This window comes from Vogesella alkaliphila (assembly GCF_014652475.1).
In the GTDB taxonomy this organism is placed as follows: Bacteria; Pseudomonadota; Gammaproteobacteria; order Burkholderiales; family Chromobacteriaceae; genus Vogesella; species Vogesella alkaliphila.
Genome location: NZ_BMYW01000010.1, coordinates 24,504 through 37,180, shown reverse-complemented (window position 1 = coordinate 37,180; position 12,677 = coordinate 24,504). Strand labels below are relative to the sequence as shown.

The window sequence follows — 12,677 nt, the reverse complement described above, 5'->3', positions numbered from 1 at the left end:
GTGAAACGGAGTCCATCATGAAGAAACTGCTTGTCGCTACCCTGTTTGCCGCTGCCGCCAGCACCGCCTTCGCCGCGGAAACCGGCAACTACGTGTTCGGTAATGTCGGCATCTCCGCCAACCAGTGGACGCTGAAAGACGGCGCCGCCAACCGCGCCGGCGTCAGCGATCGCAAGGTCAACGACGACGATGCCACCTCCGGCATGGTCGAGATCGGTGTCGGCCAGCGCATCAACGACAACTTCGCGGTCGAGGGCAGCTACCTGCGCCACGGCGACGCCACCGGCCTGAACGGTGCCGGCAGCCTGGACTACGACACCTTTCGTGTCGCTGCACTTGGCATCATCCCGGTGACCCAGCAGCTTGAAGTCTACGGCAAGGTGTCCGCCAACCACATCCGCAGCAAGTTCAACAGTGCCTCGCCCGCGCTGGCCAGCAGCAAGGACAGCAGCTTCGGCATGGGGCTGGGCGTCGGTGCCGCCTACAACTTCGACAAGAACCTGTCCGCCCGCGTCGAGTACGAAGGCATCGGCAACATCGGCCACAAAGACATCACCGACACCGCGCCGGTCGGCGCGCTGAAAGTCGGCCTGGGTTACCGCTTCTGATTTCCTGCTGTCCAGTAACATCCTCGTGTGCATTTGCCCGCCTTCCTGGCGGGCTTTTTTTCGTTGTCGGCGTGTTGCCCGGTCAATGATCACACCACGGCGGCGACAGCCGGCGCTTTTGCTACAATCGGCGCTTGTTGACCAAATCAGGACATTGCGATGAGCCACCCCCACGCCAACCAAGTGAAGGCCTTCCTGCTCGACTTGCAGGACCGCATCTGCGCCGGGCTGGAAGGCGCCGACGGCGGCGCCCGCTTCGCCACCGACAGCTGGCAGCGCGGCGACGCCGGTCTCGGCGGCGGTGGCATCAGCCGCGTGCTCACCGGCGGCGCGGTGTTCGAACAGGCCGGCGTCAACTTCTCGCACGTCACCGGCCCGGCACTGCCGGCCTCCGCCACCGCGCACCGCCCGGAGCTGGCCGGCCGCCGCTTCGAGGCCATGGGCGTGTCGCTGGTGATCCACCCGGAAAACCCCTACGTGCCCACCAGCCACGCCAATGTGCGCTTCTTCATTGCCGAGAAAGACGGCGAAGCGCCGGTGTGGTGGTTCGGCGGCGGCTTCGACCTCACCCCCTACTACGGCAATGTGGAAGATGTCGTTCACTGGCACACGGTGGCGCGCGACTTGTGCGCGCCGTTCGGCGCCGACAGCTACCCGAAATACAAGCAGTGGTGCGACGAGTACTTCTATCTCAAGCACCGCGACGAGGCGCGCGGCGTCGGCGGCCTGTTCTTCGACGACCTCAACCAGCCGGACTTCGACACCAGCTTCGCCTTCATGCAGGCGGTGGGCAACGGCTTTCTCGATGCCTACCTGCCCATCGTCGCACGCCGCAAGACGACAAAGTGGGGCGAGCGCGAGCGCCAGTTCCAGCTCTATCGCCGCGGCCGCTACGTGGAATTCAACCTGGTGTGGGACCGCGGCACGCTGTTCGGCCTGCAGACCGGCGGCCGCACCGAATCGATCCTGATGTCGATGCCGCCGCTGGTGCGCTGGGAATACGGCTACCAGCCGGAAGCCGGCAGCGCGGAGGCGGCGCTGTACACGGACTTCCTGCCGGTACGGGAGTGGGTGTGAACATGTTGCGGCCAACCTTGTGGCGTGTCCTGGCGCTGTGCCTGGCATTCAGCCTGCCCAGCCAGGCAGAAGAAAGCGTACCGCCGGAAGTGGCGGCCTTCATCCCCGCCGGCTTCCAGCCGCTGCGTTACCAAGCCAACGATTTCAACAACGACGACCGGTTGGACGGACTGTTGATGCTGCACGGCAAGAGCAAGGAACGCCCGGTGCTGCTGTTGCTGCGCGGCGACGACGACAAGCTGACCCTCGCCGCGCGCAACGACCATGCGATCCTGCCCAAGGGCTGGTTTTCCGATCCGTTTGACGAAGTAACAGTGGGAACAGGTTGGTTTAGCTTGTCTCACAGCATCAACAATCAACACATCAGGCAAAAATTCGGCTGGGACTCCCTACAGCAAACCTGGCTTCTCCAGGAGTTGCATGTGGTCGCGCCCGGAGATATCCGCACCTTCGGGCCAAAGCAGATCAAACCAGTGCGTTTTGCAGACTTTTTCCCACTTGTAACCGAGTAAACGGTACGTTCTGGCCTCAAATCTTTTGCCGAAAAGGAACAACACATGCAATGCGAACTGTGCCACCAGGACGGTGGCGACATCCTGTACCGCGACGACAGGCTGCGGGTGATCCTGGTGGCCGATGCCGACTACCCGGCGTTCTGCCGCGTGATCTGGCACGAGCACGTCAAGGAGATGACCGACCTTTCCAGCGCCGACCGCGCCCACGTGCTGGACTGGGTGCTGCGCACCGAGCAGGCGCTGCGCGACGTGCTGAACCCGGACAAGATCAACCTCGCCAGCTTCGGCAACATGGTGCCGCACCTGCACTGGCACGTGATCCCGCGCTTTGCCGACGACAAGCACTTCCCCAACCCGCTGTGGGGTGCGGCGATGCGCGACGGCGTGGCGCACGGTACGCCAACGTTGGCCGCGCAGCTGCGCCACGCACTGCAGGGCGGCGCAATAGCGCAATGACATTGCCGGCCTGGCAGGCGGGTGGTAAGGTGAGGCGCGTTTCAGTGCCCCAACCAGAACCACTTCCCAGCCGGTCTTGTCCATCCTCCAGACCGGCTATGAAGCGGCTCCGTCACCATCTGTCCGAGGAGCGTCGATGTTTACCACCCTGATTTCCGCCAGCCAACTGCAACAACTGGACGAGCAGCACACCGTGCTGCTCGACTGCCGTTTCCGCCTCAACGATCCCGACTTCGGCCGTGCCGCCTACGACGAGGGCCATCTGCCCGGCGCGCACTACCTGCATCTCGACTACCACCTGTCCGGCACCAAGAACGGCAACAACGGCCGTCATCCGCTGCCGGACGGGCAGCGCCTGGCGGTCAACCTCGGCGCGCTGGGCATCGGCCCGGAGACCCAGGTGGTGGCCTACGACGACGCCGGCGGCATGGTCGCCGCCCGCGCCTGGTGGCTGCTGCGCTGGCTGGGCCACGCCAATGTCGCGGTGCTGGATGGCGGCATCCAGGCGTGGCAGCAGGCCGGCGGCGCGCTGGACACCGGCGTGCCGGAACGCAACGCCACCCGCTTCAGCATGGGCACGCCGCAGGAAAGCGTGGTGACGCTTGACGAGATTGCGGCCAACCTGTGCACGCCGCAGTACCAGCTGGTCGACGCCCGCGCGCCGGACCGCTTTGCCGGCGAGAACGAGACGCTGGACCCGGTCGGCGGCCACATCCCCGGCGCCAAGAACCGCTTCTTCATGCACAACCTCGGCAGCGACGGCCTGTTCAAGCCGGCCACGCAGCTGCGCGACGAATGGCTGGCGCTGCTGGACGGCACCCCGGCCGGACAGGTGATCCTGTCCTGCGGCAGCGGCGTCACCGCCTGCCACAACAAGCTGGCGATGGAGTACGCCGGCCTCAGCGGCGCGCGGCTGTACGCCGGCTCGTGGAGCGAATGGTGCAGCGATCCGACACGACCGGTGGCCACCGGCGCCTGAGAACCTGTTCAATGTCTGCACAACAAAAATCCCCGCCGCGGCGGGGATTTTCCATGCAAGCTTGGCCGCAAGGCGCGGCCGCGCTCAGTCTCACACTCAGTCGAGAATCAGCTGCTGGATCAGGCGCTGGCCGGCCTTCCAGTCGCCAAGACGGCTGGCACTGCCCATGTGGCCGCTGTTGCCGGCACTGAGCAACGGCACCTGCCAGCACGCCGCCAGCGCTTCCGCCTCGGTCCAGTCGCAGAACAGGTCGTCGTGGCTGGCCACCAGCCGTGCCGGCACCGGCAGCCGCAGTTCGCGCGGCGCGGTAAAGCCGGCAAAGTCGGGCAGCGGCGCTCCCGGCGGCAGCTCGCCACTGGCGGCGGCGCGCTGCGGCGTGATCGGCAGCGCCGGCGGCGCCACCAGCAGCACGCCCTTCACCTTCTTCTGCTCCAGCAGGCTGGCCTGGCCCAGCCACTCCACCGTGGCGTGACAGCCGAGACTGTGCGCGGCGATCACCACCTTGCCGTCGCAGTCCGCCACCGTGGCGGCCAACCTTTGCACCCAGGCGTCGCGCGTCGGGTACAGCCAGTCGTCCTGCTCCACCCGCCGCGCCAGCGGATACAGCACCTCCCAGTAGCTCTGCCAGTGGCTGGCGCCGGAATTGCCCCAGCCGGGCACGGTAATCAGGAACACGTCGTCATCGTCCAGCATCACTCACTCCTGTCGTAGTCCACCGTCAACGGTGCGTGGTCGGAGAACTTTTCATCTTTATAGACGCTGGCGCTGCGCGCCTGTGCCATCAGCGACGGCGTCACGATGTGGTAGTCGATGCGCCAGCCGACGTCCTTGGCGTAGGCCTGGCCGCGGTTGCTCCACCAGCTGTAGCCCGGCGCGTCCGGATACAGGCGGCGCCACACGTCGCACCAGCCGTCGCCGAGCAGCTGCGTCATCCACGCGCGTTCCTCCGGCAGGAAGCCGGAATTCTTGACGTTGCCCTTCCAGTTCTTGAGGTCGATCTCCTGGTGGGCGATGTTCCAGTCGCCGCAGATCACCACGTCGCGGCCCTGCGCGCGCAGCTGGTCGAGGTGCGGCTTGAACACGTCGAGGAAGCGGAATTTCACGTCCTGGCGCTCGTCGCTGCTGGAGCCGGACGGCAGGTACAGCGAGATCACCGACAGGTTGCCGCTATCGACCTGCAGGTAGCGGCCTTCGGCGTCGATCCAGTCCACGCCGAGGCCGATGGTGACCGCGTCCGGCTGATGGCGGGTGTAGATGCCGACGCCGCTGTAGCCCTTCTTGTCGGCGTAGTGAAAGTAGCCGGTCAGGCCGTCCGGATTCTGCATCCGCGGCGACAGGTCGCCGGCCTGCGCCTTCAGCTCCTGCACGCAGACAAAATCGGCATTGTGTCCGGCCAGCCAGTCAAAAAAGCCCTTCTTGTCGGCAGAGCGGATGCCGTTGAGGTTGGCGGAAACGATTCGAAGCATGGGGTCTCCCGTGGTATCCTTGCCGGCAATTTTTCAGGCACGTCAAAGTGTTAATCATTAAAGAGGCATATGGAAATGAGCGATTTTCGTCAGGATTTTATTCGTTTTGCGCTGAGCAAGCAGGTATTGCGTTTTGGCGCATTCGTCACCAAAGCCGGACGCACCTCGCCGTACTTCTTCAACGCCGGCCTGTTCAATGATGGCGACAGCGTACTGCAGCTGTCGCGTTTTTATGCAAAATCCATCAGCAGCAGCGGCGTAGCGTTCGACATGATCTTCGGGCCGGCCTACAAGGGCATCATCCTGGCCGCCGCCGCGTCGATGGCGCTGGCGGAGCAGGGCCGCAACGTGCCGTTCGCCTACAACCGCAAGGAAGCCAAGGATCACGGCGAGGGCGGCAGCCTGGTCGGCGCCCCGCTCAAGGGCAAGGTGCTGATCATCGACGACGTGATCTCCGCCGGCACCTCGGTGCGCGAGTCGGTGCAGCTGATCCGTGCCGCCGGCGCCGAGCCGGCCGGCGTCGCCATCGCGCTGGACCGCATGGAACGCGGCACGGGCGAGCTGTCGGCGGTGCAGGAAGTGGCCCGCGACTTCAACCTGCCGGTGGTGGCGATCGCCAACCTGCAAGACCTGCTCGGCTTCCTCGAGGGCAGCCCGGAGCTGGCCGACAACCTGGAGGCGGTGCGCGCCTACCGCGCCCAGTACGGCGTCGGCGCCTGATATCGCCCGCGCCGGCCACAGCGCTCGCCGTGGCCGGTGTGCGGCGTAGCAGCACTTACTGCTGCGCCGCTTCCTTCTGCTGCCAGGCGTCCTTCAATACCTGCTGCGCCTGCTGCAGGCCGCTCTCCGCCGCCAGCAACTGGCTGTCGGCGTGCTGCAGCTGCAGATTGGCCTGCGCCAGCTGCTGCTGCGCCTGCTCCAGCCGCTGTGCGGCCAACCTTTGCTCCGCCTCCGCCTGCTGTTTCTGCCGCCGCGCGCTCTCCAGCCGGCTGTCGGCGCTCTGGTACGCCATCTGCGCCGCCAGCAGCTGCTGATCCACCGTCTGCGCCTGCAGCGTGCCCGCCGCCAGCAGCAGCGCCAGTGCCATGGTCTTGCCTTTCATGTTTCGGACTCCTTGAATCGGTTTGCGGTGTGGCTCAATCGTCCGCCGGCAGCGCGCCGCGCGGCACGTCCAGCGCCTGGATGCGCCCGCGCAGATAGCCCAGCATCAGCAGCCCCGGCAGCGCCATCACCGTCGAGAATAGGAAGAACACCGGCCAGCCGACGCTTTCGGCCAGCACCCCGGACATCGGCCCGACCCACACGCGGCCGATGGCGGAAAACGCCGACAGCAGCGCGAACTGGGTGGCGGTGAACTTCTGGTTGCACAGCGCCATCAGGAAGGCGACGAAGGCGGCGGTGCCCATGCCGGCGGTCAGGTTCTCGATGCTGACCGCGAACAGCAGCAGGTTGTCGACGGCGGTGGCCTCGTGCAGCGCCACCAGTCCCCAGTCGAACGGCGGCAGCGAGAAGCCGCCCCAGGCGCCCTTGCCCGACACCGCCACCAGCCAGAAGCCGAGGTTGGACAAGAGCTGCAGCACGCCGAACAAGAGCAGCGAGCGGAACAGCCCCAGCTTCATCATCAGCGCGCCGCCGGCCAGCGCGCCGACGATGGTCAGCCAGATGCCGATCACCTTGTTGACCACGCCGATCTCGGCCTGGGCAAACCCGACGCCCTTGAGCAAAAAGGTGGTGGTCAGCGCGCCGGCAAAGGCGTCGCCCAGCTTGTAGAGGATGATCAGCGCCAGGAAGGCGCCGGCCGCCTCCATGCTGAAATAGTTGCCCAAGGAGCGGTTCAGCGTCTCGAAACGCGCGCGCCGCGCCGCCCACCACGCCAGCGGGATGGTCACCCCCATGCCGATCAGCAGCGTCAGCAGGTCGACCCATTTTTTCTGGTCCGGATTGACCGGCGGCGCAAGGTTGGCCGCAGCCGGCGCCGCGCTGCCGAACAGCGGCGACAGCACGGCGTCGGCCAGCGGCGCGCCAACGCGGGTGGTGAACTGGTAGCCAACCACCACCGCCAGCAGCACCGCGACAAAGCCTTTCAGGTCGTTGCGCGCGTTGCTGTGCGGCGCGACGTTGCCGGCCGGCACCGCCGGCACCAGCAGCAGCGACACCAGCGCCGCCGCCAGCATCAGCCCCGCCATCAGCAGGTAGATGCCGTTCCAGTTCAGGCCGCTGCCGCTGACCGGATCGGCCCACACCATGGCGATGCCGCCGGACAGGATCATCGCCAGCCGGTAGCCGAACACCCCCAGCGAGGAGCCGAGGCCGCGCTCCTGCGGCGCCAGCACGTCGGTGCGGTAGGCGTCGATCACCACGTCCTGCGACGCCGACAGGAAGGACAGCAGCACCGCCAGCAGCGCGAACGCCTGGATGCCGTGCGCCGGCGAGGTCTGGGACATCAGCGCCAGCGTGGCGGCGATGCCCAGCTGCGACAGCACCAGCCAGCCGCGGCGGCGCCCCAGCCACGGCGGCTCGAAGCGGTCCATCAGCGGCGCCCACAGGAACTTGAAGGTGTACGGCAGCCCGACCAGGCTCAGGAAGCCGATGGTGGCGACGTCGAGGCCGTCCACCGTCAGCCACGCCTGCATCGCGGTGCCGGACAGCGCCAGCGGCAGGCCGCTGGCAAAGCCCAGCACCCCGATCATCAACATGCGCCACGCGCCGCTCTTGCGAAAATCAGCCATCTACCCGTTCCTGTCCCTGCAAAATAAAAAGAGCGCGGATCACGCGCCCTGAAGCCGCCGGGGGCGGACCCCGGCCGGTTGCGCGTCAGCCGCGGCCGACGCGGTAAAACGCCAGACTGCCGCGCAGATTGGGCAGGAAGCTCACGCGCTTGCCCTGGTCCATCACCACCCGCTCCAGCACGCGGATGTGGTTCTTGGCGCACAGGCTCTCGAAATCGCCCAGCATGCACCAGTGGATGTTGGGGGTGTTGTACCACTGGTAGGGGATGGTTTCCGACACCGGCATGTGGCCCTGCAGGATCTGCCAGCGGTTCTGCCAGTAGCCGAAGTTGGGGAAGGTGACGATGGCCTCGCGGCCAACCCTGAGCATCTCCAGCAGGATCTCCTCGGTGTGCTGCATCGCCTGGATGGTCTGCGACAGCACCACGTGCTCGAAACGCTGGTCCTCGAATTCGGCGAGGCCGGCCTCCAGGTCGCCCTGGATGGCGTTGACGCCGGCCTTCACACAGCGCACCACGTTGTTCACGTCGAAATCGACGCCGTAGCCCTTGACCTGCTTGTGCTGCTGCAGCCAGGCCAAGAGCTCGCCCTCGCCACAACCGAGGTCCAGCACGCGGCTGGCCGGGGCCACCCAGTCGGCGATCAGCTGCAGGTCGGGGCGCAATGTTGTCAGTGTCGTCATGCGTTCACCTCCTCGGCCACGCGGTCCAGATAGGCCTGCATCAGGTCGACGTAGGGTTGGTCGGTCATCAGGAAGGCGTCGTGGCCGTGCACCGACTCGATCTCGCCGTAGCAGACGCGCTTGCCGGCGGCGATCAGCGCCTTCACCGTCTCGCGCGAGCGTTCCGGCGAGAAGCGCCAGTCGCTGGTGAAGCTGGCCACCAGGAAGCTGGCGGTCGCCTTTTTCAGCGCCGCCACCAGGTCGCCGCCGTAGTCCTTGGCCGGGTCGAAGTAGTCCAGCGCCTTGGTCATCAGCAGATAGGTGTTGGCGTCGAAGTAGTCGGAGAACTTGTCGCCCTGGTAGCGCAGATAGCTCTCGATCTCGAACTCGACGTCGTAGCCGAACTGGTACTCGCCGGAGCGCAGCATGCGGCCGAATTTCTCGCCCATGCCGTCGTCGGACAGGTAGGTGATGTGGCCCAGCATGCGCGCCAGACGCAGGCCGCGGCGCGGGATGGTGCCGTGGGCGTAGAAATCGCCGCCGAGGAAATCGGGGTCGGTAATGATCGCCTGCCGCGCCACGTCGTTGAAGGCGATGTTCTGCGCCGACAGCTTGGGGGCCGAGGCGATCACCAGCGCGTGGGCGATGCGATCCGGGTAGTCGATGCTCCACTGCAGCGCCTGCATGCCGCCCAGGCTGCCGCCGATCACCGCCGCCCAGCGGTCGATGCCGAGACGGTCGGCGAGGCGCGCCTGCGCGGTGACCCAGTCCGGCACCGTCACCACCGGAAAGCGCGAGCCCCAGGGTTGGCCGCAATCCGGATCAATGCTGGACGGGCCGCTGCTGCCGTGACAGCCGCCGAGGTTGTTGACCCCGACCACGAAAAACCGGTTGGTGTCGATCGGCTTGCCGGGGCCGACCATGTTGTCCCACCAGCCGGCGGCCTTGTCGTCGGCGCTGTAGCGGCCGGCGACGTGGTGATGCCCGGACAGCGCGTGGCAGATCAGAATGCCATTGCTGCGCGCGGCATTCAGCGTGCCGTAGGTTTCAAAAGTCAGGCGATACGACGCCAGCACATGGCCGCTATTGAGCGGCAGCGGCGTGGAAAAATCCGCATGCTGTGGCGTCACGATGCCGACGGATGACGAAAGATTGGACATAACTGCCTCTTGTAATCGGCGGCGGGGGCAGGAATGGCGGCCTTTTCGGCTCTGCCCGTCCCCGTTCAAGGCTGCTCCTGAGCAAGGAGAGAGCTTAGCTTGCCGACGCACGCTTGCACAGGCCTGCCAACGCCGCCAATAATCATTCCCTGCAAATTTTCGCGGTTTTTCGCCATGATCGGTCGCCTGTTCCGGCTTGCCCTGCTGTTTGTCACCGCTTTCCTGCTGATCCGCTGGCTGTTCAGCCGCGAACAGCGCCAGACCGTCCGCGATTTCATCCGTACCCTCGCCATCGCGCTGCTGGGCAGCTCGCTGCTGTTCCTGCTGCTGAATCTGGCCGGCATCCGGCTGTAGTCGACAGCCTTGATCCCGCTCACTCCGCATCGGCGGCCAAGGCGCTAGACTGCCGGCTTTTCTGCCGACGAGCCCTGGCTGCGCATGGACCTGACCCGCCACCTTCATACCTTCGGCCACTACCTGAAGACCCGTTTCGGGGAAAAGGTGCACAAGCTGTCGCTGGCCGGCGACTTCACCTGCCCCAACCGCGACGGCACGCTGGACCGCGGCGGCTGCACCTTCTGCAACGTGAAAAGCTTCGGCCGCGAGGGCGCCGCGCTGTCCATCGCCGAGCAGATCACCCGCGAGAAGCACAAGACCGACCGTGCCCGCCGTTACCTGGCCTACTTCCAGGCCTATACCAGCACCTACGCCGAGGTGGCCACGCTCAAGGCGCTGTACGACGAGGCGGCGAGCCAGCGCGACGTCGTCGGCCTGTGCGTCGGCACCCGCCCCGACTGCGTGCCGGATGCCGCGCTCGACCTGCTCGCCGGCTACCAGCAGCGCGGCTACGAAGTCTGGCTGGAGCTGGGCCTGCAAACCGCCCACGACGCCACCCAGGCGCTGATCCGGCGCGGCCACGGCCTCGCCGACTACCGCGACGCGGTACAGCGCGCGCACCGGCGCGGACTGAAGGTCTGCACCCACCTGATCGCCGGCCTGCCCGGCGAAGACGACCGCCACGTGAGGCAGACGCTGGCCACGGTGCTGGACATCGGCGTGGAAGGGCTCAAGCTGCACCCGCTGATGATCGTGCGCGGCAGCCGCATGGCGGCGCAGTACCGCCGCGGCGAGATCGCCCCGCTGACGCAGGAGCACTACGCCGCGCTGGCGGCCGAGCTGATCCGTCACACCCCGCCCGAGGTGGTCTACCATCGCGTGTCCGCCACCGCGCAGGCGCCGACGCTGATCGCGCCCCACTGGTGCGGCCCACGCTGGCCGGCACTGCAGGCGATCGCCGCAAACCTGGCCGCCAGCGGACCGCAGGGCAGCGCGCTCGGCCGCCCGTGGCGGGCGGGATAAGCCGCGGCGCGCAACTGTTTTTGCCGGCGGCTGTCAGATCAGGCGGAATGCCGCGACTAAGGCATGTTCCCCCGCGAGATCACCGCCATGCTCATCAAGACCCTGACCGACCGCCTGTCCGCCGCCGACATCACCCCGCAGGAGGTCTACCTCAACCGCCGCCAGTTCATGGCCGGCAGCGCCGGGCTGCTGCTGCCGGTATCGGCCATCGCCGCACTGCCGGCGGCGAAGAGCCCGCTGTCGACCAGCGAAAAACCGAACAGCCGCGACGACATCACCGGCTACAACAACTACTACGAGTTCGGCACCGGCAAGGACGAGCCGGCGCTGTACGCGCAGCGGCTGAAGACGCGGCCGTGGACGGTGACGGTGGACGGCGAGGTGACCCGCGCGCGCACCTTCGACATCGACAGCCTGCTGAAGATGAAGCTGCAGGAGCGCATCTACCGCCTGCGCTGCGTCGAGGGCTGGAGCATGGTGATCCCGTGGATCGGCTTCCCGCTGGCCGATCTGCTGAAACAGGTGCAACCGACCTCGCGCGCCAGATACGTCGCGTTCGAGACCGCGCTGCGCCCCGGCGAGATGCCGGGCGTGGCGCGACGGGTGCTGGACTGGCCCTACCGCGAGGGGCTGCGCATCGACGAGGCGATGCACCCGCTGACCATCCTCGCCGTCGGCCTCTACGGCGAGGTGCTGCCCAAGCAGAACGGCGCGCCGGTGCGGCTGGTGGTGCCGTGGAAGTACGGTTTCAAGAGCATCAAGTCGATCAGCCGCATCCACCTGCTGGAAAAGCAGCCGCCGACCAGCTGGAACATGGCGGCGCCGAACGAGTACGGCTTCTACTCCAACGTCAATCCGGCGGTGGACCACCCGCGCTGGAGCCAGGCCACCGAACGCCGCATCGGCGAATTCTTCAAGCGCAAGACGCTGCCGTTCAACGGCTACGGCGAGCAGGTCGCAGGCCTGTACCGCGGCATGGACCTGCGACGGAACTTCTGACATGGCCAGCACCGTAACCCTCGCCAAACCGCTGGCCCTGCACTGGCAACAGCCCGGCCCGCGCCTGTTCGCCACCATCAAGGGGCTGCTGTTCCTGCTGTGCCTGCTGCCGCTGGCGCAGCTGCTGTGGCACGCGCTGCTCGGCCACGCGGTCAACCCGATCGAGGACCTGACCCGCGGCCTCGGTACCTGGACGCTGCGCTTTTTGCTGATCACGCTGTGCGTGTCGCCGCTGCGCGCGCTGGGGGCGCCGGGCTGGCTGCTGCGCCTGCGGCGCATGCTGGGGCTGTACGCGTTCTTCTACGCCTGCCTGCACCTGCTGACCTATCTGTGGCTGGACCAGTTCTTCGACTGGGGCGCCATCGTGCGCGACATCGTCAAGCGGCCGTTCATCACCGTCGGCATGCTCGCCTTCCTGTTGCTGCTGCCGCTGGCAATCACCTCCACCGATGGCTGGATCCGCCGCCTGAAGCGCAACTGGGGCAAGCTGCACCGCCTGGTCTATGTCATCGCCCCGCTGGGGGTGTTGCACTACCTGTGGCTGGTGAAACGCGACCTCCAGTCGCCGCTGATCTATGCCGCCATCCTCGCCGTGCTGCTGCTGTGGCGTCTGTGGCGATACTTGCGGCCAACGTTGGCCGCACGGGTAAAATAGCCGGCGTCTTGCA

At 66.7% G+C, this 12,677-nt stretch carries 16 protein-coding genes; 10 read left to right on the top strand and 6 right to left on the bottom strand.

Annotated elements, in window-relative coordinates:
• Positions 1–17 precede the first annotated feature (17 nt).
• The 5 genes from IE100_RS13570 (at position 18) to IE100_RS13550 (ending at position 3,635) form a co-directional block, all read left to right on the top strand.
• The gene (locus IE100_RS13570) at positions 18–608 is read left to right on the top strand and encodes a porin family protein (protein ID WP_189374895.1); all 591 of its coding nucleotides are present in this window, start codon (positions 18–20) and stop codon (positions 606–608) included.
• Between the two features lie 159 nt (positions 609–767).
• Positions 768–1,685 carry an oxygen-dependent coproporphyrinogen oxidase gene (gene hemF / locus IE100_RS13565; RefSeq protein ID WP_189374894.1) on the top strand — a complete coding sequence of 306 codons (918 nt, stop codon included), beginning with the start codon at positions 768–770 and terminating at the stop codon, positions 1,683–1,685.
• Positions 1,682–2,197, top strand: coding sequence for a hypothetical protein (locus IE100_RS13560; protein ID WP_189374893.1), 516 nt, complete (start codon positions 1,682–1,684; stop codon positions 2,195–2,197). Before hemF ends, IE100_RS13560 begins: the two co-directional genes overlap by 4 nt.
• A gap of 45 nt (positions 2,198–2,242) precedes the next feature.
• On the top strand, positions 2,243–2,656 hold the full coding sequence (locus tag IE100_RS13555; protein ID WP_189374892.1) for an HIT family protein: 414 nt from the start codon (positions 2,243–2,245) through the stop codon (positions 2,654–2,656).
• Positions 2,657–2,792: 136 nt separating this feature from the next.
• The gene (locus IE100_RS13550; RefSeq protein ID WP_189374891.1) at positions 2,793–3,635 is read left to right on the top strand and encodes a sulfurtransferase; all 843 of its coding nucleotides are present in this window, start codon (positions 2,793–2,795) and stop codon (positions 3,633–3,635) included.
• Between the two features lie 96 nt (positions 3,636–3,731).
• On the opposite strand, the gene IE100_RS13545 is transcribed toward IE100_RS13550, so the two are convergent.
• Positions 3,732–4,328: an RBBP9/YdeN family alpha/beta hydrolase gene (locus tag IE100_RS13545; RefSeq protein ID WP_189374890.1), complete on the bottom strand. Its 597-nt coding sequence runs from the start codon at positions 4,326–4,328 to the stop codon at positions 3,732–3,734.
• A complete protein-coding gene (locus IE100_RS13540; protein WP_189374889.1) occupies positions 4,328–5,101 on the bottom strand; it encodes an exodeoxyribonuclease III in 774 nt (257 codons plus the stop codon). The genes IE100_RS13545 and IE100_RS13540 overlap by 1 nt, the downstream gene beginning before the upstream one ends.
• Before the next feature lie 75 nt (positions 5,102–5,176).
• Here IE100_RS13540 and pyrE point away from each other — a divergent pair, with 75 nt between their 5' ends.
• Positions 5,177–5,821, top strand: coding sequence for an orotate phosphoribosyltransferase (gene pyrE, locus IE100_RS13535; RefSeq protein ID WP_189374888.1), 645 nt, complete (start codon positions 5,177–5,179; stop codon positions 5,819–5,821).
• A 55-nt stretch (positions 5,822–5,876) separates the two neighbouring features.
• Here the strand turns inward: pyrE and IE100_RS13530 are convergent, their stop codons facing one another.
• The 4 genes from IE100_RS13530 to metX form a co-directional block, all read right to left on the bottom strand.
• Entirely contained in the window at positions 5,877–6,203 is a 327-nt protein-coding gene (locus tag IE100_RS13530) for a hypothetical protein (protein WP_189374887.1), read from the bottom strand.
• 34 nt (positions 6,204–6,237) lie between these two features.
• A complete protein-coding gene (locus tag IE100_RS13525; protein WP_189374886.1) occupies positions 6,238–7,830 on the bottom strand; it encodes an AmpG family muropeptide MFS transporter in 1,593 nt (530 codons plus the stop codon).
• Between the two features lie 85 nt (positions 7,831–7,915).
• On the bottom strand, positions 7,916–8,512 hold the full coding sequence (metW, locus tag IE100_RS13520; RefSeq protein WP_189374885.1) for a methionine biosynthesis protein MetW: 597 nt from the start codon (positions 8,510–8,512) through the stop codon (positions 7,916–7,918).
• On the bottom strand, positions 8,509–9,651 hold the full coding sequence (gene metX, locus IE100_RS13515) for a homoserine O-succinyltransferase MetX (protein WP_189374884.1): 1,143 nt from the start codon (positions 9,649–9,651) through the stop codon (positions 8,509–8,511). Before metX ends, metW begins: the two co-directional genes overlap by 4 nt.
• A gap of 174 nt (positions 9,652–9,825) precedes the next feature.
• On the opposite strand from metX, the gene IE100_RS13510 reads away from it, so the two are divergent.
• The 4 genes from IE100_RS13510 to msrQ all read left to right on the top strand — a co-directional run bounded on the left by IE100_RS13510 (position 9,826) and on the right by msrQ (position 12,664).
• Complete coding sequence (locus tag IE100_RS13510; RefSeq protein ID WP_189374883.1) at positions 9,826–10,005, top strand: protein MIGRI; 180 nt, start codon at positions 9,826–9,828, stop codon at positions 10,003–10,005.
• Positions 10,006–10,089: 84 nt separating this feature from the next.
• Positions 10,090–11,010 carry a tRNA modification radical SAM protein MnmL/YtqA gene (gene mnmL, locus IE100_RS13505; protein WP_189374882.1) on the top strand — a complete coding sequence of 307 codons (921 nt, stop codon included), beginning with the start codon at positions 10,090–10,092 and terminating at the stop codon, positions 11,008–11,010.
• An 87-nt stretch (positions 11,011–11,097) separates the two neighbouring features.
• Complete coding sequence (msrP, locus tag IE100_RS13500) at positions 11,098–12,009, top strand: protein-methionine-sulfoxide reductase catalytic subunit MsrP (protein WP_189374881.1); 912 nt, start codon at positions 11,098–11,100, stop codon at positions 12,007–12,009.
• Between the two features lies 1 nt (position 12,010).
• Positions 12,011–12,664 carry a protein-methionine-sulfoxide reductase heme-binding subunit MsrQ gene (msrQ, locus tag IE100_RS13495; RefSeq protein ID WP_189374880.1) on the top strand — a complete coding sequence of 218 codons (654 nt, stop codon included), beginning with the start codon at positions 12,011–12,013 and terminating at the stop codon, positions 12,662–12,664.
• Positions 12,665–12,677 lie beyond the last annotated feature (13 nt).

Coding starts and splice junctions, on each gene's coding strand:
- IE100_RS13570 (WP_189374895.1), top strand. CDS start 18: ATGAAGAAACTGCTTGTCGCTACCCTGTTTGCCGCTGCCGCCAGCACC.
- hemF (WP_189374894.1), top strand. CDS start 768: ATGAGCCACCCCCACGCCAACCAAGTGAAGGCCTTCCTGCTCGACTTG.
- IE100_RS13555 (WP_189374892.1), top strand. CDS start 2,243: ATGCAATGCGAACTGTGCCACCAGGACGGTGGCGACATCCTGTACCGC.
- IE100_RS13550 (WP_189374891.1), top strand. CDS start 2,793: ATGTTTACCACCCTGATTTCCGCCAGCCAACTGCAACAACTGGACGAG.
- IE100_RS13545 (WP_189374890.1), bottom strand. CDS start 4,328: ATGCTGGACGATGACGACGTGTTCCTGATTACCGTGCCCGGCTGGGGC.
- IE100_RS13540 (WP_189374889.1), bottom strand. CDS start 5,101: ATGCTTCGAATCGTTTCCGCCAACCTCAACGGCATCCGCTCTGCCGAC.
- pyrE (WP_189374888.1), top strand. CDS start 5,177: ATGAGCGATTTTCGTCAGGATTTTATTCGTTTTGCGCTGAGCAAGCAG.
- IE100_RS13530 (WP_189374887.1), bottom strand. CDS start 6,203: ATGAAAGGCAAGACCATGGCACTGGCGCTGCTGCTGGCGGCGGGCACG.
- IE100_RS13525 (WP_189374886.1), bottom strand. CDS start 7,830: ATGGCTGATTTTCGCAAGAGCGGCGCGTGGCGCATGTTGATGATCGGG.
- metW (WP_189374885.1), bottom strand. CDS start 8,512: ATGACGACACTGACAACATTGCGCCCCGACCTGCAGCTGATCGCCGAC.
- metX (WP_189374884.1), bottom strand. CDS start 9,651: ATGTCCAATCTTTCGTCATCCGTCGGCATCGTGACGCCACAGCATGCG.
- IE100_RS13510 (WP_189374883.1), top strand. CDS start 9,826: ATGATCGGTCGCCTGTTCCGGCTTGCCCTGCTGTTTGTCACCGCTTTC.
- mnmL (WP_189374882.1), top strand. CDS start 10,090: ATGGACCTGACCCGCCACCTTCATACCTTCGGCCACTACCTGAAGACC.
- msrP (WP_189374881.1), top strand. CDS start 11,098: ATGCTCATCAAGACCCTGACCGACCGCCTGTCCGCCGCCGACATCACC.
- msrQ (WP_189374880.1), top strand. CDS start 12,011: ATGGCCAGCACCGTAACCCTCGCCAAACCGCTGGCCCTGCACTGGCAA.